15 protein-coding genes are annotated in these 18,366 nt (G+C 46.3%); 4 read left to right on the forward strand and 11 right to left on the reverse strand.

Going from position 1 to position 18,366, the window contains the following annotated elements; genetic code table 11:
• Positions 1–94: 94 nt before the first annotated feature.
• From acnA to CMO31_05680, 5 genes are all read right to left on the reverse strand, one after another.
• Positions 95–2,824 (reverse strand): aconitate hydratase AcnA, encoded by a 2,730-nt coding sequence (gene acnA / locus CMO31_05660; protein ID MAZ53484.1) that lies wholly within the window; start codon positions 2,822–2,824, stop codon positions 95–97.
• Between the two features lie 317 nt (positions 2,825–3,141).
• Positions 3,142–4,419: an alcohol dehydrogenase gene (locus tag CMO31_05665; protein MAZ53485.1), complete on the reverse strand. Its 1,278-nt coding sequence runs from the start codon at positions 4,417–4,419 to the stop codon at positions 3,142–3,144.
• A gap of 390 nt (positions 4,420–4,809) precedes the next feature.
• Entirely contained in the window at positions 4,810–5,142 is a 333-nt protein-coding gene (gene trxA, locus CMO31_05670) for a thioredoxin (protein ID MAZ53486.1), read from the reverse strand.
• Between the two features lie 149 nt (positions 5,143–5,291).
• Positions 5,292–6,485: an amidohydrolase gene (locus CMO31_05675; protein MAZ53487.1), complete on the reverse strand. Its 1,194-nt coding sequence runs from the start codon at positions 6,483–6,485 to the stop codon at positions 5,292–5,294.
• A gap of 26 nt (positions 6,486–6,511) precedes the next feature.
• Entirely contained in the window at positions 6,512–7,660 is a 1,149-nt protein-coding gene (locus CMO31_05680) for a dehypoxanthine futalosine cyclase (protein MAZ53488.1), read from the reverse strand.
• Between the two features lie 174 nt (positions 7,661–7,834).
• Here CMO31_05680 and CMO31_05685 point away from each other — a divergent pair, with 174 nt between their 5' ends.
• Entirely contained in the window at positions 7,835–8,710 is an 876-nt protein-coding gene (locus CMO31_05685; protein MAZ53489.1) for a tartronate semialdehyde reductase, read from the forward strand.
• 171 nt (positions 8,711–8,881) lie between these two features.
• Here CMO31_05685 and CMO31_05690 read toward each other — a convergent pair whose 3' ends face one another.
• A complete protein-coding gene (locus tag CMO31_05690) occupies positions 8,882–9,616 on the reverse strand; it encodes a methyltransferase type 11 (protein MAZ53490.1) in 735 nt (244 codons plus the stop codon).
• 163 nt (positions 9,617–9,779) lie between these two features.
• On the opposite strand from CMO31_05690, the gene CMO31_05695 reads away from it, so the two are divergent.
• Positions 9,780–10,787: a rod shape-determining protein gene (locus tag CMO31_05695; protein ID MAZ53491.1), complete on the forward strand. Its 1,008-nt coding sequence runs from the start codon at positions 9,780–9,782 to the stop codon at positions 10,785–10,787.
• Between the two features lie 163 nt (positions 10,788–10,950).
• Here CMO31_05695 and CMO31_05700 read toward each other — a convergent pair whose 3' ends face one another.
• Positions 10,951–11,493 carry a chromate transporter gene (locus CMO31_05700; protein MAZ53492.1) on the reverse strand — a complete coding sequence of 181 codons (543 nt, stop codon included), beginning with the start codon at positions 11,491–11,493 and terminating at the stop codon, positions 10,951–10,953.
• Between the two features lie 71 nt (positions 11,494–11,564).
• Positions 11,565–12,017, reverse strand: a complete 453-nt coding sequence (locus tag CMO31_05705; protein MAZ53493.1) for a hypothetical protein — start codon at positions 12,015–12,017, stop codon at positions 11,565–11,567.
• Positions 12,018–12,451: 434 nt separating this feature from the next.
• On the opposite strand from CMO31_05705, the gene CMO31_05710 reads away from it, so the two are divergent.
• Positions 12,452–13,495, forward strand: a complete 1,044-nt coding sequence (locus tag CMO31_05710) for a peptidase (GenBank protein ID MAZ53494.1) — start codon at positions 12,452–12,454, stop codon at positions 13,493–13,495.
• 2 nt (positions 13,496–13,497) lie between these two features.
• Here CMO31_05710 and CMO31_05715 read toward each other — a convergent pair whose 3' ends face one another.
• A complete protein-coding gene (locus CMO31_05715; protein ID MAZ53495.1) occupies positions 13,498–14,682 on the reverse strand; it encodes an MFS transporter in 1,185 nt (394 codons plus the stop codon).
• 57 nt (positions 14,683–14,739) lie between these two features.
• On the opposite strand from CMO31_05715, the gene CMO31_05720 reads away from it, so the two are divergent.
• Positions 14,740–14,967: a hypothetical protein gene (locus CMO31_05720; GenBank protein MAZ53496.1), complete on the forward strand. Its 228-nt coding sequence runs from the start codon at positions 14,740–14,742 to the stop codon at positions 14,965–14,967.
• Between the two features lie 4 nt (positions 14,968–14,971).
• Here the strand turns inward: CMO31_05720 and CMO31_05725 are convergent, their stop codons facing one another.
• Both CMO31_05725 and CMO31_05730 read right to left on the reverse strand, forming a co-directional pair.
• Positions 14,972–16,012, reverse strand: coding sequence for a 2-oxoglutarate ferredoxin oxidoreductase subunit beta (locus CMO31_05725; protein ID MAZ53497.1), 1,041 nt, complete (start codon positions 16,010–16,012; stop codon positions 14,972–14,974).
• A complete protein-coding gene (locus CMO31_05730; GenBank protein MAZ53498.1) occupies positions 16,003–17,823 on the reverse strand; it encodes a ferredoxin oxidoreductase in 1,821 nt (606 codons plus the stop codon). Before CMO31_05730 ends, CMO31_05725 begins: the two co-directional genes overlap by 10 nt.
• Positions 17,824–18,366: the final 543 nt, after the last annotated feature.

The following is an 18,366-nucleotide window of genomic DNA, read 5'->3' on the forward strand; positions in this document are numbered from 1 at the left end:
AACCCAAAACACCTCGCACCAACATTGCTCTAAAAAGGGTTGACTTCCTTAGGGCAAGGGTTTCCAGCAGCGTTTGTTTTTAAACGATACATTCCTAAGCGCCCTTGACAGCTTTTTTATCTAATCTTGACCTTAGTACGGTCTGGAGAATTCCACCATTCCGATAATAGTCTAGTTCAACAGGGGTATCTATGCGACAGACAGCGTCAAAAAGAGTGATCTTACCGTCATCGTGCGTAGCTTGAATAGGTATTACAGACCCAGGCTCGAGAGCCTCATCGATTGTTATGTCGAAGGTTTCGAATCCTGAAATCCCTAACGCTTTTGAATCTTCGCCTGCAAGGTACTCAAGGGGAAGAATACCCATCCCTATCAAATTACTGCGGTGGATACGCTCAAAATTTTTTGCGATCACGGCCTTCACGCCTAGTAGAAACGGTCCTTTAGCTGCCCAATCTCGACTTGATCCCATCCCATAATCAATCCCAGCTAATACGATCGTAGGTATACCTTCCCGGAGATAATTTTGACTGGCCTCATAAACACTTGTAGTCTTCCCTGTGGTGAAATCTAGAGTCAATCCGCCCTCAATCCCATCTAAAAGTTCATTCTTTAATCGGCCATTGGCAAATGTTCCTCTGGTAAGAACCTGATCGTTTCCGCGACGCGCTCCATAAGAATTTAACTGACTCGTTTGGACACCAAGTTCCTTGAGGTATTCTCCTGCAGGGCTATTTACTGCGATATTGCCGGCTGGGGAAATGTGGTCTGTAGTAACCGAATCACCTAGAGAGGCTAGCACTCGGGCTGCAGTAATTGGTTTGATTGGCCCGGGTTGAGCCTCCATATTTTTGAAAAATGGTGGTTCTTGAATATAGGTGCTTTCCTGACCCCATTCAAACAAGTCGCCCCCATTGACTGGTAATGCATTCCAGGATTCGTTTGAACGTTCAATCCCTTGATACATCCGTTGAAAGGTATCGGGATTCAAGGCAACCCCAGAGTAGCTAAGTACATCTTTTTGGTCAGGCCATAGGTCTCGAAGATACACATCCTGTCCGTTTGACCCCACACCGAGAGGTTCCTTCGTTAAATCAATATTGATGGTACCCGCGAGGGCATAAGCCACCACAAGGGGTGGACTTGCCAGATAATTAGCCTTGATGTGAGGATTAATGCGACCTTCAAAATTACGATTGCCCGAAAGAACACTCGCTGCGACAATATCGCTCCTATTAATCACATCGACTACAACCGGGGGTAGTGGCCCGGAATTACCGATACACGCTGTGCAGCCATACCCGACGACAAAAAAACCAATGCTTTCCAAATAAGGAAGTAAGCCTGCGTCACGCAAATATTCAGTGACAACTTTAGACCCAGGAGCTAGAGTGGTTTTTACCCACGGCTTAGCCTTCAAGCCAACCTGTGCTGCATTTCTGGCAAGCAAACCGGCTGAAAGCATCACCGAGGGGTTGCTGGTATTAGTACAAGAAGTGATTGCCGCAAGCACAATATCTCCGTGCTGCATTTTGTGCTGTACGCCATCTATATCAAAAGCCGCCCGCTGTCGGATACTAGCTCCCTGCAAACCAAACCCTCGTTGGCTCACCGGTTTCTCAAAGTCCCTTTGAAACGTATTTTTCATAGCTTTCAGGGAAATACGGTCCTGCGGTCGTTTGGGTCCTGCCAGAGAAGCCTCAACCGTTGCTAGGTCTAACTCGACAATACTAGAGAACAGGGGGTCAGGGGTATCGTCAGTACGAAAGAGCTGGTTTGTTTTCATGTAACTCTCAACCGCGTCAACTTCATCCGGCATGCGTCCTGTTTGCCGCAAGTATTGCAATGTTTCGAAATCGACCGGAAAGAATCCCATTGTTGCACCGTAATCAGGCGCCATATTGGCTAGGGTAGCCCTGTCAGGTACACTCATTGAGGACAGTCCATTACCAAAATATTCGACGAATTTACCAACTACCCCCCGTTCGCGGAGCAACTCGGTTACGGTAAGAACGAGGTCAGTCGCAGTAACCCCCTCGGATAGCTCACCAATCAGACGGAATCCCACTACTTCGGGTAATAGCATATACACAGGTTGGCCTAACATCACGGCCTCGGCTTCAATACCACCGACACCCCAACCAAGTACACCTAAACCATTAATCATGGTGGTGTGACTGTCGGCGCCAACCAGTGAGTCAGGGAAAAACACTTCGCCCCCTGGTACCGACCGATTTTGGATGCCTTTCGAGAGATACTCTAGGTTGACTTGATGCGTAATTCCTGACCCCGGTGGCACCACGTTAAGATTTTGGAAGGCCGCTTGTCCCCATCTAAGGAACTCATAGCGTTCCCTATTTCTCTGGAATTCTATTTCCTCGTTACGTTGAAGAGCTAAGGGACTATCTGACTCAATTGTTTCAAGAGAATGATCTATCACTAGGTCTACTGGAATCTCGGGATTAATGGTGGAAGGATCTCCTCCTAATCGCTGCATTGCGCTTCGTAAGGCGGCAAGATCCACCACTCCTGGAACCCCGGTAAAGTCTTGAAAAATAACACGTGCCGGCTTAAACGGTATCTCACTATCACTCGGAGATTTAGCATCGTATTGGGCTAAACTAATTATGTGCTCAGCGGTAACGTCATAACCATTTTCGTTTCTCAAAGCAGACTCTAACAGTATCCTAATAGAAAACGGTAGCCTACTAATATCTGAAATACCTGCGTCTTCCAAAGCCGCAAGGCGATAATAATTACCTTCTCCAGATCCTGTGTCGAATTTAGAACGAGCGTTAAAGGAGTTGATATTACGTGTTTTCATTAAGACTCCCCGATTTCAGTGGTGAATGACAAAAGTTTCCAAATAAATGGAGGCGTGAGGCGCAATCATACCGTGTTCTAATTAAATATGCTTGGCTAACATTACAGTTGTCCCCGGATAACCACAAACTCGTTCACAATTCTCCTTCGTTCACTCTAAACTTTGACCTTAACCGCCGATTAGATTTGATTGACCAAAACCTGACATGGTACGTCTTCTCCAAAAATATGTACACAGCGATTGGCTTAGTATTCCGGTCACGACTTTCTTGGCTAACGTAACACCCTTAAACTATCTGTTTGCCCGTAACCCTACATTTACCAAATTCTAAGAGAAGCTTCGAACAATTCTGCAAGCAACTCTTTGTTTACATCAACGGGAGCTAGGTGGGTAACTCGGTGTTGTGGAAGTGTTCCTTCTATGAGAGCTGGAATGTCCTGCACCCCATAACCAACAGCCTCTAATCCGTTAGGCATACCTAAAGTTCGCATGAAATATACAACTCGTTCTCGTAAAATCTCACCAGCTAAGTCTAACTCGACCCCTCTTGTGTCGGCACCCAAAGCTTTTGCCGCAGTTAAATGTCTTTCTGGTTTAACACGAGCGGTGACCCGAACAACGGCAGGAGTGTTCAAAATAACCGACATGCCATGTGGGATTAACGGCGATCGAGCATCATAGCCTCTAGGTAGGAAACTCTTAACCATTCCCGCCACTGGATATGACATACCGTGTGGGAGGTGAACACCGGCGTTACCGAACCCAAACCCAGCTAACGATGCTGCTAGCATCATTTGACTCCGAGCCTCTTCATCTTCAGGATCTTGGACCGCTCTTACTAGATATTGCGAAACTAGCTTTAGGGCTTCTATCGCCCAAATATCACTAATAGGATTTGCTCCTTGATAGGCAGGTCGCTCAGCGGGTCGTCTAGGTCTTGTTCGCTCTTGAAAGGGCCGAGCAGTGTATGACTCAAGAGCATGGCTAAGGACATCGAGTCCACAAGAGGCGGCAACCTCTGCCGGTAAACTATAGGTATTATTGGGGTCTACTATCCCTAGCGTAGGACGGAGGAAACGGTCAGCGATACCAGTTTTAACGTGTTTATCTATGTAATCAAAAATGGCTACACCCGTTGTTTCGCTACCGGTACCTGCTGTTGTCGGAATGGCGAATAGTGGTTTGAGCTGACCCGGTACCGGAAGGCCCGAACCAATAGGCGCATTGACATAATCGAAAAACTCGCCAGAATGACTAGAGTAAAGATTAGCTGCCTTCGCCGTGTCCAAAGTACTACCGCCGCCCACAGCTACTATGGCATCGTAGGGAGCACTCCTCGCCACTTCGGCTGCTCTCCGAAAACTGGCATCAGTAGGTTCAACACTGATTTCGCTAAAGACTTCAAATCCAATCTTTTTGATTTGCAACGATTTGATCACGGTGCGGCCTACTGGCAGCTCGACGAGCTTCGGATCGAGAATCACCAAGACCCTATTAAGTCCTCTATCTAGAAGATCTGACCCAATCTCCGAGGTTACTCCCTTACCGAACCTAATATTAGATGAAGACATTTGAAATGCATTTTCATTAACCACAAACAACCCCTTATGCGGCCTTCTTTTCGTGTTGCTTTGATTAAAAACCCAACCACATCAAAGCCCTGGCCTACCCTAGCAATGACAAACAAAGTGACGTAACCACTTTATCAACTTTTCCTCGGGTGTGCTTGCACAGTTAATTAACTGATCAATTGATTATTTTACCGAATTCTGATGAATCCCTATTTGACGACTCTAATTCACTTATTTCTCTTTTGGTAAATCTAGTTGCAACATTTAATCACCCTATTAGGACCAGTCCTTTGGCAACCTTTTTTCGTAACGCTTTTTTGTGAGGGCCTATCTTTGCCGGTCGTTTTTCCTTGGGATCTCAGACGCGTTTATTTAACTGGACCTCTTGTGAGCAATACTAGACCTGGCTCTGGTTTAAGTCGCATTCGCCAGGTGTGCTTCGATCTTCCCAAGGTAGGCACTTTTGGATTGCGCCCCAATCATAGTTTCTACTGCTTCACCCTCTTTGAAAAGAATCACTGTTGGAATGGACATCACTCGGAATCCCATTGCCGTTTGTTGATTATCGTCAACATTCAACTTACCGACTTTGATCTGCCCTGCAAAATCATTCGCTATGTCTTCAATGATGGGTCCCACCAACCTGCATGGACCACACCAGGGGGCCCAAAAATCCACTAGCGCAAGGCCTGACTTAGTTTCTTCGGCGAAATTACTGTCAGTAAATACAAACGTGTTTTCAGCCATTATGCCTCCAAAACTAAATTACCTTGAGGTGGTCAAGTGTAATGTTTCGCAGTCTACGTAAGCGGATAAAGCCTAAAGCTTTTATCCGCGTCCAACCAATCTCAGCAGTTAAGATCTTCCCATTTTAAGAGAATGTGTCCTCCGAGATCCTATTTATCAATCTCGCCGATGTTGTCCGTAACCCCAATGCCTAAATCTAAATTAGGTCCTCGCCTACCCCAGACCTGAAATTGGGTTTGATCGTCGCCTCTTCCGACCTTTGGTGGTCGTAAACCCAGGGCACGATGACCTCCTTTTACGGCTGATCTTACGAGAGCTAAAGGACTAATTGAATTTCCGTGTAAAGCCATAGCTTCGTGAACCTCTTCGTAAACCGATAAGCTTTGCGAAGACCCGAGAGAATCAGTACCTATTGCAACGGTTGTTCCGTGTTTCGCAAACATCGCCCAAGGAAATCGACCACAATTTAGATTGGCATTAGACCTGGGACAGTGAACAACCGTACACCCTGCCCTTTGCACTTCCCGTACATCAGCCTCGTTGACGTGAACCATATGAACAAGAGTGGGTCGGGCTTTGAGAACCCCGATTTTTGCCAAGTAACCGACTGGAGTTAAGCCAGAGGGTTTCCAATTCCTAAGTAAATCGCCATATAGTTCTGGAAACGGACCTGTCCCATCTTTATGAAAAGCTATTTCCCCGGAAGTTTCAGATACGTGTATTTGAAGAGGAAGGTTTCTTTGAACTGAAAGGCCGCTGATCTCTTTAAGGAGAGGCTCGCTTACGGTGTGGGGACTATGTAGGGAAATTCCAACTTGCATACAACTAGGCTTTTCTAAAGCTTGATACTCCTTGATTCGTTCTTCGGTTTCGAAAAACACTTTTTTAGCAAGAGTAGGATCCGGTTCGAATACCTCTAAATAAGCTACTCCCCTAAGCCCGGTTTGATTGAGAAGAAACCGCATAACGGAATCACTCTTTACGATATCCCCTATAACCGTTGTGCCGGCAGCCTTCACCCTCTCTACACCAATCTTTGCAGCTTCAACGGGATCCGTAAGGCGCCTTCTGTGTCTCACAACCTGTGGGATAAATTCCTCATAAGATCCTGGGGAATAGGGCATTTTGGAAAGGTCAAGGTGCGTATGAGCATTAACTGGAGGCGGGCTGATCGCAAAGTCTTTCCCCAGCACAACAGCATCGGGAAATGCCTTTACGGCTGACCCATACGATTCTATGGAAAGAACTGTGACTTGAGACTTACGCCGTTGTAAAACCACTGCACCATTGGGTTGAGGTGTTCCTAAACCGTTATAAGCAACCTCAGCCCCAATAATCATTATTTCGTCTTTATTAACCACAAGACCGCTTAGTTTAAAGCAATATTTTGTCCCGAATTCGAGACCGGAGATATTTTGGGCAAATCATTAACGCTAGGGCGTCGAACTTGACAATAGTTGCTATCACGCTGAACGGGTTGAAAGCCAGCATCGGTTATTTGTCGAATGATTTCCTTTTCTGATGCCATCTGGTGTTGAGCGCCAGCCTGTGACACCACATTTTCCTCTAACATAGTGCTACCAAAATCGTTAGCCCCGAAATATAATCCTGTCTGAGCAACTTTATAACCCATGGTCGGCCACGACACTTGAAAATTAACCACTTTATCTAGGAGAAGCCGGCTCACCGCTAGATTCCGGAGGTACTCATGGGAATTGGACCCCGGAGCCACTCCCTCTACCCTCACATTCTTTGTTTGCAAATTCCAACTGATAAATGCGGAGAACCCATTACCGTATTTCTCTAACGATTCCTCATGCCTTTCCCGTACCCTTAGAATGCTCTGGACCCTATCTTCCTTGGTCTCACCAAATCCTATAACCATAGTTGCTGTCGTGTAGATACCAATGGATTGGGCTTCCCCCATAATTTGGAGCCACTCATCGGAACCAATCCTAGCGGGTGCAATACGGCGATGTTTCCGAATTTTATCGACCAGAATTTCACCGCCGCCGCCGGGCAAGCCATCTAGTCCTGCATCCCTTAATTTCTCTAAAATCTCTAGGCTGGGACGACCTGACAGTGTAGACAGCCCCTTGATTTCTTCAGGGCTAAAGGCTTCCACTCGAATATCTGGGTGACTTTGTTTAAGGAACTCTAAGAGGTCCAAATACCAGTCAAATTGAAGGTTGGGATTGACCCCACCTTGCATAAGAATGCGGGTTCCCCCTACTGCCTCTAATTCCTTTACCTTTTCGCCAATTTCCTCAAATGAAAGAGTGTAGCTGTCACTTTGACTCCGCGTGCGATAAAACCCGCAGAAACTGCAACCGATGTTACAAATATTTGTGTAATTGATGTTCCTATCGATAAGGTAAGTGACGATTTGTGGATCAGTACGCATGCGACGCACTTCATTAGCTGCTGCCCCCAAATCGAATAAAGGGTAGCTATAAAGCTCAATCCCTTCATCAGCCGTAAGACGGCACCCGGACGCGGCTTTTTCAAGCAAATCCATGTTCGAATTGTACTATGCGAGGAAACAGTTTTTTGGTATCCGGTTACGTTTGAAATGGAATTTTGTGCGGAACACCCGAATTCAGACCGATAACACCAGGTAGACTAAGTACGAACCAATTAACGTGGTTCACATCTCTAGGAATTTTGTTCGAAGTAGAAGGAGGTCATCATTGTGAAGATTGCATTCATTGGAATGGGAACGATGGGCGCACCGATGGCGAGTCGCTTGCTCAACGCGGGCCACGATTTGCGAGTACACAACCGTACAAGATCACGCGAGCAACAACTTCTGGATCAGGGAGCAACTGCCGGCTTTAGCCCTAAAGATGTAGTAGACGGAACTGATTTAGTATTCACAATGGTTAGTGATACACCAGACGTAGAAAACGTTATCCTCGGTCCGGAAGGGGCGATCCATGGGATGAAAAGTGGTTCATTGCTTGTGGACATGAGTACCATTAGTCCCTCAGCTACCCGAAATTTCGCTAAGGTACTCAAGGACAAAGGAATAGAAATGCTTGATGCTCCCGTATCAGGAGGAAGCGAAGGGGCTCAAAATGGCACGTTATCTATCATGGTTGGAGGCACTACAGAAACCTTCTGCCAGTTAAAACCTGTCCTAGAAATACTCGGTTCGACAATTACCCATGTCGGACCTATAGGCAGCGGGCAAATCGCTAAGGCGATAAATCAAGTGATAATCGCTGGTACATATGCTGCCGTAGCCGAAGGCTTAGTACTTGGATTGGCAGCTGGCATAGATATCGAGGCTACCCACACAGCTGTTTCTAGCGGGGCAGCTAGTTCCTGGGTATTGTCCAATCGGGCATCAAACATGATCAATAACGATTACCCTCTAGGCTTTCGTACACGTCTACATCGCAAAGACCTTGGGATTGCCCTGGAAACAGCTAGAGAGCTAGGAGTTCCCCTTCCAATGGCGGCTTTAGTCGAACAAATCGAAACGGGCCTGTTGAAAAAGAATTATGGGGAGGAAGATGTTTCCAACATTGCCCGATACTATCGAGAACAAGCTACCCTTGAATAGGACCCTTTATTCCCTGTTTTACTGGGCAGGCGGTAACTAGGTATTTAGCATCCTAAATACCTGAATTCTATTTGGGAGCGACCTCAAAAGTTAGCCGTACCGTTGAGGTGTCTAATAAACAATCATCGACCCTTTGGTTTCCGTCAGGAATACCGACGGTTAACATTCCTGCTAGACACCCTTTTTTGCTACAACCCAGACTCTTGGTTCATCGCCTGTCGCAGGCCTACCGCTGGGGTATACCAACACCTCGACGTTAGTGAATCCGACTGCCTGAATTATGTTTCTGACTTCCCCAATATCATATCCTCTTTCAAAATGAACCTCCCGAAACTTTTGCCCGTTATTTTCCCATGAAACTTCTATCCGAGCTAAAGCGTTGGCTTCGTCGAAACTATGCTCCCAAATGTAATCGACCCCATTGACAGAACCTTCAATCCGATTCCCATCCCATAATTCTCTGAGGCCGATGGTCGTGTTCAAGTCAAACACAAAAATCCCCGAAGCTTCCAAATGTTTAAACACTCGTTGAGCCATATTACGAAACGCCGAAGGGTCTAATAGATTATTTAAAGTATCGAAAACGGAATAAACTAAGGGATACCTTTCGTCTAACACAAAAGTTTCAAAATCCGCTCGAACGAATTGAAGTGACGGTAATTTCGATCGGGCAAAACCCAGCATATACGGCGATGAATCTAACCCTGTGACCGAGAAACCCCGCGAATTCATTACAACCGTTGCGTTCCCTGTTCCACATCCAAGTTCCAGAGCTTTGCTATCTTTTAATCCTCGTTTCTCCACCACCGTGAGCATAAAGTCAATCCACGATTCATACTGGATGTCAACCATAAGGTCGTCATAAACAGCAGCGAGTTTTGTAAACGGCTTGACCTGCACGACCACGAAGTATACCTATTTACTTGAACTCTTTCCTTCTGGAAACTGTAAAGCCTTTCTTTTATTTGGACCTGTGACTTGACCGGCACTGTAAAAACCTACCCGCATTTACAGATAACTTGAGACTCATATCTACACGCTTCTAATTTCCCGTGGTAGATTGGGCCAGATGATCGGGGTCGACTTAGGGACCACGAATGTCCGCATTCACCTCAAAGGTAAGGGAGTCCTCCTTAGAGAACCAGCAGTTATCGCTGTACTTAAGGGGACGACAGAGGTCAAGGCTGTGGGCGATGATGCCTATCAAATGTTAGGACGGACACCAGCCAACATTATTGCTGTCCATCCGATGGCTGAGGGTGTGATCGCGAACTATACCCTTACTGAACGAATGCTGCAACAGTTTCTGCGTAAAGTAATTACTGGTCCTAGTCGTTTTCTGAGGCCAAACATCTTGGTATGTATTCCAAGCGGAATTACGGAAGTAGAACGGCGGGCTGTCATACAAGCCGTCAATGAAGTTGGTGCTAGAAAGGCCTACTTAATTGAAGAACCCTTAGCAGCAGCAATTGGAGCCGGAATAAACATCGCCGATCCAGTCGGCTCAATGGTTGTTGATATCGGCGGGGGAACCGCAGACGTCGCGATAATCAGCTTAAACGGAATCGTGGTCTCAGAAAGCTTACGGATAGCCGGGAATACCTTTGACTCCGACATAATGCAGCTTCTCCGCGATCAGCATAATTTACTTATTGGCAACAGAACAGCTGAAGATATAAAATGTTCAATTGGTGCCGCTGAGCTAACAGACAGAGAGGACTTGTCAACCGAGGTAAGAGGCCGGGACCTAATAAACGGAATGCCTCACTCTGTTCAGATACGTGCGGACGAAATTGTTGAAGCACTACGTAGTTCCCTTGACCGCATTGCCACTTCCGTAAAGTCTGTACTTGAGAATGCTCCGCCTGAGCTTGTTTCAGATGTAATTGAACGCGGCATCGTAATGACTGGTGGTGGAGCTAGGCTACGGAACTTAGACTCTTATCTCCGACGCCTTACAGGGGTTCCTGTAGCAATTGCAGAAAATCCAACTGATTGCGCTGTGTTTGGTACAGCTAAAGCATTGGAACTTGGGCCGGATTTCCTCGACTCTCTTAACCCCCCTAAACGCATCTAGTAGCCATTGCTTAAGGTCACCTTTCGGATGAGCCGGTATCACCTGGGCATTACTCCCCTTTTTTTACCAGGGAAAGAGGAATATACCCGCTTCTTAGTTTGAACCACAAGGCGATGGCCCTTCGGCCAATGTCTGTAGAAACCCCCTCAGCCAATCAATTATTTCACCTAATTATAGCCACTCCTATGGCCCCACCAATAACTATTAAAATGGCAGGGTGAATGTTAAACACTACCGAAACTCCAAAAGCAAGCAAAGCGATTACCCACAGTTCCCAATTACCAATCCACTCGTTTGTTGAACCGAAAGCTCGTGGAAGAAACTCCCAAATAACAACAGCGAGTAGGGCAATTACAACTGGACGAACGCCCCGCAAAAACCTTTCCGCATAAGGATTGTCCCTAACCTTAAGATAAATTCCAAGAAGAATTATTATCAAAACAGCCGTTGGAACCGTTATAGCGATTAAGCTAACCATAGCGCCTAGAACCCCACCGACGTGATGTCCGACATAACTGGCCATTTTCGTCGCAATAGGGCCAGGGAGGCTGTTCCCTAAAGCATAAGCATCTAGGAATTCTTCTCTAGAAAGCCAGCCTTGTATCTCGACAACTTCCTCTTGAATAAGGGGAATCATAGAGGGGCCACCCCCAAAACCAAACAACCCTATTTTGGCGAACGACCAGAAAAGTTTTAGATACACCATAACGGCCTCTTTGTGCTTCTTTTTTAACTATCTTTTAAATAAACGATAGTCGGTTTAGGCTTGGCTGCCCTCTACCTTTTGACATTACCTGCACGCGTCAAAAAAGTAACCAACGCTATTCCCAGGCCAAAAGCCACAATGAGCTGTATGCCTATTATCCCAGCAACTGGCGATGGCCCACCCGCGCTAACTATAACAAGGGTAAGGTACCACGCAGGAGAAGCTAAGACTACGCCTCCTACAATCGTCGCTGCTATCATACCTGACTTACTCGGTTGCCCACCGATGAATCCTCCGATAGTCAGGCCTAAAAAGACTGTCACTAGACTGAACCAAATATATTGGTGACTGTTAGCGGCCGAGATAGGGATTACCGGAGCAACTAGCATAAGGCCCATTCCGGTCAGTCCGGCCATAACTACTTGTACAACGAAAACAAGGGAAAATAGTAATTTAAGGGTCTTCTGATTACGAGATAATTCTTCGGGATTAGAAAAGCATTTTTTTAAAGCATCGCCAATCACTGCTTGATCCTAGATTAAATTTTTGACGGTTTAGTCGTCACAGGATTTTCCTATCTGTACTTATTATAGAGGGAAGACTTATCCACCACAAATGCCTATCATTTAGTGCAATTCAGCATCCGGATCATGTTGATTGTCCAACAACCATTTGGCGGCCAAGATAAGTGCCCCCCCAAGAAAAACTAGAAAAGCAAAGACGAATGCACTATAGATGGCGATCAGCACAAAATGCCCCATGAAGCCTCCTTATCAAAACGATGTATTCTACCTTGAAATATTATTCCTGACCATCACTAAAGAGCACAATAGTTAGCCGCTAGTCAGACTTTCTATTTGAATTGGTTGTTCTCCTTTCACTTCATCCCTTGTTCCTAGTCTCCAATGAATCGAGTTTCGAAACCGCACATTTTTGTTTTGTTGCGTAAGCTAGATAAATGATTAAGGTCTTCGACGGTCATAACGACACCCTTTTGAGATTACTAAAAAACCCAACTACAGACTTTTTTAAAATGCACCGGTCCGGCCATATAGACTTCCCTAGGGGAAAGCTGGGGGGATTCGCTGGCGGTTTTTTTGCATTGTTCACTCCTGGGTGCTCACTGCTTGATACGACGAGGGGGCCGAAGGGCCGTGGTCGAAAAACTGGCCTTTTCGAACCAATTAATCACGAAAGGGCGTTAACCGGGACATTAAATTTGGCAGCTAAATTGTTATGCCTTGAAAGAGCTTCAAGAGGATCTTTTATGATTATTAGGTCCATAGATCAACTTCTTCAGTGTATGACTTCAGAAGTAATCGGAGCAATAATGCACCTAGAAGGAGCAGAAGCGATTGATGAAAATCTCAACTGCCTGGAAGTATTGTATGCAGCGGGCCTACGCTCCCTAGGGATCACTTGGAGTCGTGGAAATATTTTTGGTACTGGCGTTTCGTTAGATCACTTTCCTGGAACTCCAGACATAGGACCCGGCCTCACTAAACAAGGTCGGAGGCTGGTGTCAGCCTGCAATCAATTAGGCATATTGATTGACCTATCCCATCTGAATGAAAAAGGCTTTTGGGACGTAGCAGCTTTATCAGATAAACCTCTCGTTGCAACCCACTCTAATTCCCATACTCTATGTCCGTCACCGCGAAACCTAACGGATAAACAGCTCTTTGAGGTAGCCGGAACCGGAGGTGTAGTAGGCATAAATTTTGGGGTACGGTTCTTACGCGAAGACGGCAAAGAAGCTCCCTCAACCCCCATCGCCGAGATTGTTAACCATGTAAATTACCTAGTCGACACCATAGGGATTCACCACGTAGCATTCGGCTCAGATTTTGACGGGACCACAATACCTAATTCCATGGGGGATGTTCGAGGTTTACCGAAATTAATTAATGCTCTCCGAAAAATCGGTTACGGAGATAATGACCTTAAAAAGATCGCTTCCGAGAACTGGGCGCGTGTTCTCAAAACAACCTGGCGGCAATAATCTCAATCAGCTTGCTGTTTCGCTTGCCTTGGCGGTAGAGTCTCAGGAACGTATGCGGCAAATATAGCTGCGGCGCAGAAACCCACACCACCAGCTAAAACGGTCGCTAGCGGTAAGCTCACCGCACTAGCTACAACACCTACCAATAACGGGCCTGCAGTTGATCCAGTATCACCAATCAATCTCAATATTCCGAGAAATTCCCCAAGCGCTTGACGCGGTGCTAAATCAGCACCTAGTGTCATCATGCTGCCAGACCCAAGCCCATTACCTATGCCAATGACAAATCCAATCAACAAAAGTCCAATAAAGGATTCAGCTATTGGAATAGCTACTAGACCGATACCCTGGAGAAGGAAGCTCGGTACAATCGCATACTTCCTTCCGAATCGATCCATGATGTACCCAGCGGGAATAAACATCAACATATCCACGAGGGCAGCACCACTCACCACCCAACCGACGGCTTGTACATCTAGACCGATTACCTCGGAGGCATACAAGGGTATGATGGCTTCACGGGCTCTTCTGACCAGTTGAACCATGATTTGTCCAACACCAGCGGCCCCCAGAACCCTGTTCTGACTGCGATAGATCATTAGTAAGGCAGTCTTCATGGTACTAGAACGGGTTTCACGTATATTGCTTGTCTCAACGAATAAAACGGAACACAATAAAGCCATTATCACCAGGAACCCGTAAACGAGGAAAGCGAATTTTAAACCGAACAATCCCGCAACTAGTCCTCCGATCGCTGGACCAAGGAAAACTCCGGCCCGGGCAAGACCCCCAAAAAGTGCTAATTCCCGACCCCTACCTTGGGGCTTAGTTACCTCCGTTATATAAGCGTGTCTGGATAAGTTGAACATGGCTGTACCGACACCACCAACTATGCGGGCTAAAATTACCTGCCAGACAGCGGAACACCAAAAAAGCATAATGACGGATACACCGAGGATTACTAACCCGCCAATCATGACGGATTTTCTATCAAAAACCCTCAGCAAGGCGCCCGCTGGGAAGTCCGCAACTACCGTCCCAAGTGCCATCCCACCCAGAGCTAGTCCAATCATCCCGTAACCGACACCAAAATCGGCTACAAAAAGTGGTAAAACGGGGATCAATATTCCATACCCGATTTGCAAAAGTAATTGTGGAAAGTGAACGCTTAGAAACAAACTGTCCAACTCTAACAGAATCTCTTTAAGAATGGGGCTTCTGTGCGAAATCTAACCTAATCATGGATGTTAATCCAGCAAATACCGGTTCGTGAACAAGGCCTCCGCGGAAAACTTATGTGGCAGTTAGGCCCTTCTCTACTATTTCCAAAACGAAAAGAATTTTTTCTTTCTGAGCCCCATACATCCGGGCGACAGCGTTTAGGTGCTGGGAATATTGTTTTTATTAAACTCTGTCCCTATAGCGCTCCTTGGGTTGCAGCCCTACAAGAGCCTAGGGATAGTGAAAGCTAGGCATTTACATGTACCGCTTTAACACTGCGTCTAAATCGTTTTTTGACGGCCGTAATTGATCGGCCGTCAATTCTGCTAGAGGCGTTTCAACCAAATGAGCAACTTCTGACAAAGAAGGTCTAGTCGAATCTATATAAAGAAGTCCCGTAAGAAATTCATTATGTTCTTGAGATAGCTGCACTCTTCGCACAGCTTCTATCCGATCGCTAGCATCGTATTCAGCTTCAAGCTTACGAAGCTGAATTTGGGACCCATCATGAAGTTCCACAATTTCAAGTTCGCCTGGCTCGTGGTCCTGTAGAATGATTTCTTCCATAGGCGGTACATACCCTATTTCGTGTAAAGAGCTTTGGTTCGCCCTGCCATACCCAAAACTTTTGGTACTGATGTCCTGGTTATTAAATGCAACGCAGGGACTAATAATATCTAACACCGCGGTGCCTCGGTGAGAAAGAGCTGCTTTAAGCAAAGCCCGAATTTGCTTAACATCTCCTGCAAAACTTCGAGCAACGAAACCACATCCTGCAATAAGCGCCTCCAGGCACAGATCCATTTCAGGAAACGGATTGTCCCCAGCATATTTCAATTCTTGACCTTCATCAGCAGTCGAAGAAAATTGGCCTTTTGTCAGACCATACACACCATTGTTTTCGATTACGTAAACCATCCGTACATTCCTACGCACCAAATGCTTAAAATTTCCTAGACCTATTGACCCAGTATCCCCATCGCCAGAAACTCCGATGGCCTTAAGGCTAGCGTTAGCAAGCAAGGCTCCTGTACCTACCGCAGGCATCCGCCCATGAAGGGCGTTAATACCGTGCGACATCCCAAGGAAATACGCAGGGGATTTGCTAGAACAACCAATGCCAGAAAGCTTAATAACCTCTTCCGGCTTCAGCGAAAGTTCGTACGCAACTTGAATAATTTGACTCGAGACCGAATTATGCCCACAACCCTTACAAAGCGTGGAGGCGCTACCTGTATACTCGTTTCGAGTGAGCCCTATATTATTAGCTTGCCCTGGGCCTCGCTTCACGACCAACCCTCCAAATGTTTACCTAATCTACGTTCGACCCACTCGGAGGTTAATGGCATTCCGTCAAGATGGGCAACCGAAATAAATCGGTCTGCCACTTCTGGCATTTCATTTCGCAATATCCCACAAAGTTGACCCTCGTTGTTCATTTCAATAACGATAACTTTTTCATGCTCTTTAAACAGCGAGAGGTCTGAATGGTTTACGGGCAGCGCCCTCATTCTGATAAAATCAGTAGGGAAACCTTTACGACTAAGCTCGTGTCTAGCTTCTTCTATGGCGTATTGGGTCGACCCAAACGCTACGATGCAAAGGCTGGATCCTTGCATAACATCTTTGGTAGCTCCTGGTACAAGTCGACGTGCGGTTTCGAATTTACGACTAAGGCGTTTAAAGTTCTCTTGCCAATCTTCGCCTCGTTCACTATATTCAGCCTTGGTATCATGCCCTGTCCCTCGGGTGAAATAAGCACTTATAGGATTCGTATTACCCGGTAGAGTCCTATAACCGATACCATCGCCATCAACGTCTTTATAGCGTTCAAATGGGCCGCCACCTAAAGCTTCTGGACTGAGCACTTTGCCTCTTTTAATTGGTTCATTAGGGTAGGGAAAAGGATCTCCCATCCAACTGTTCATACCGAGGTCTAAATCAGAAAGGACAAAAACTGGTGTTTGGAGTTTTTCAGCTAGTTCATGAGCTTGATATCCGAATTGAAAGCACTCTTCGATCGATGAGGGCAGAAGGACAACGTGTTTACTATCACCATGCCCTAATTGATAAGTAGAAGCCAAATCCCCTTGGCTGGTTCGAGTAGGAAGTCCTGTGGATGGCCCTACTCGCTGAATGTCCCATATTACGACCGGGATTTCAGCAAAATAGCCAAAGCCGACGAATTCGCTCATGAGTGATATCCCCGGTCCGCTAGTCGCTGTTAAAGACCGGGCGCCAGCCCAACCTGCTCCTATCGCAATACCAAGACCAGCGATTTCATCTTCGGCTTGAACCACGTGATAGGTGGCTTTGCCTTCCCCATCGTTCCGCATTTCCGGTAAAAATTTTCGCAAAGCATCGATGAAGCTGGTTGATGGTGTAATCGGATACCAACCCGCTACCGAAACGCCTCCAAACACTGCGCCCAGAGCACCCGCCTCATTACCAGTCATCAGAACTTTTCCTTCGGTTTGGCCTAACGGACTAACATAAAAGGGGTCACTTTTGACGGAATTGATTTTGCTCCATTCGAACGCTACCCGAACGACTTCGATGTTGGGATCGACGAGCTTTTGCCTTCCGCCGAATTGGTGCAGTAATGCGCTTTCGATGTTTTGGACCGAAATTCCTATACTTTGGGCAATCACGCCTAAAAAGGTCATGTTCGCGACATATTCTCTGAGCTTGCCTTTAAGCGCAGAATCTGCCGTCATTTCCTTCACAGGTATGGGGTAACAGGTGATATCTTCTCTATCGGGGACTAGACCAAAATCTTGATTGTAAAAACACACGCCGCCCGGATGAAGCTCTGCGACGTCTTCTAAGAATGTCGCCCTATTAAAGGCTATTAAAATACTTGGTTCTTTCCGCCCGACAAAACCTTCTTGGTTCACGCGGATGTGATACCAAGTTGGTAGACCAGCAATGTTTGAGGGAAAGATATTCTTCCCATTGACCGGTATGCCCATGTCAAAAAAAGCCCGCAACAACGCCAAATTAGCTGTTTGGCTTCCGGTCCCATTGGCCGTGGAGACAACAATGCAAAAATCGTTAACCACTCGAACTAGATTGCCTGGACTAACGATGTTTTCTTTTGCTGCCATTTTTTCTGTTACCGCCTTATCAGCCAACTTGACGTTCCGGTTAATCGCTGTTCTTTCCCAACAGTTATCCCGTGAAATCAGTTGAACCGTCGATCATTCTAACAACTAAAACGGTACCTAGTGCAACTCAGTTAGACCAGTGCTGTCAGAGACTCGATTCGCCGAAAATTAATATCTTTTCGCGGCTTCGTTCCGCCTATTAATTTGCTGTTCCGGACCCGTTTTTTCGACCAACGAGCTTTTGGACCCCGCCTTGAAACCTTAGACCTTTTTTAACTACTAGTTCCGCCTTTTACTCCAAATAGGAGTGGGACTTAGTAGCTCCTTTCATCAGAACTACCTTTGTTGCCTAAACACCTCTTTGTTTAGGTACTCCCCCAACACGCGACTTTTTATTCCGACCTTTGACGGACTTCCGTTAATTTGTCAACTCGGCTGCCGGTCGGTCTAGTTTGTTTGTGGTGGTTCTTGGTGAATCTGGTTGGTCATTAGGTTTCGGTCTAACTATTTTTAGTACCTGCTCTCTAATATTGGCCAAGAGGT

Source organism: Trueperaceae bacterium (assembly GCA_002707365.1).
Lineage (GTDB): Bacteria > Deinococcota > Deinococci > Deinococcales > Trueperaceae > UBA6957.

Coding starts and splice junctions, on each gene's coding strand:
- CMO31_05695 (MAZ53491.1), top strand. CDS start 9,780: ATGATCGGGGTCGACTTAGGGACCACGAATGTCCGCATTCACCTCAAA.
- CMO31_05710 (MAZ53494.1), top strand. CDS start 12,452: ATGATTAAGGTCTTCGACGGTCATAACGACACCCTTTTGAGATTACTA.
- acnA (MAZ53484.1), bottom strand. CDS start 2,824: ATGAAAACACGTAATATCAACTCCTTTAACGCTCGTTCTAAATTCGAC.
- CMO31_05720 (MAZ53496.1), top strand. CDS start 14,740: ATGTTAATCCAGCAAATACCGGTTCGTGAACAAGGCCTCCGCGGAAAA.
- CMO31_05700 (MAZ53492.1), bottom strand. CDS start 11,493: ATGGTGTATCTAAAACTTTTCTGGTCGTTCGCCAAAATAGGGTTGTTT.
- trxA (MAZ53486.1), bottom strand. CDS start 5,142: ATGGCTGAAAACACGTTTGTATTTACTGACAGTAATTTCGCCGAAGAA.
- CMO31_05680 (MAZ53488.1), bottom strand. CDS start 7,660: ATGGATTTGCTTGAAAAAGCCGCGTCCGGGTGCCGTCTTACGGCTGAT.
- CMO31_05730 (MAZ53498.1), bottom strand. CDS start 17,823: ATGGCAGCAAAAGAAAACATCGTTAGTCCAGGCAATCTAGTTCGAGTG.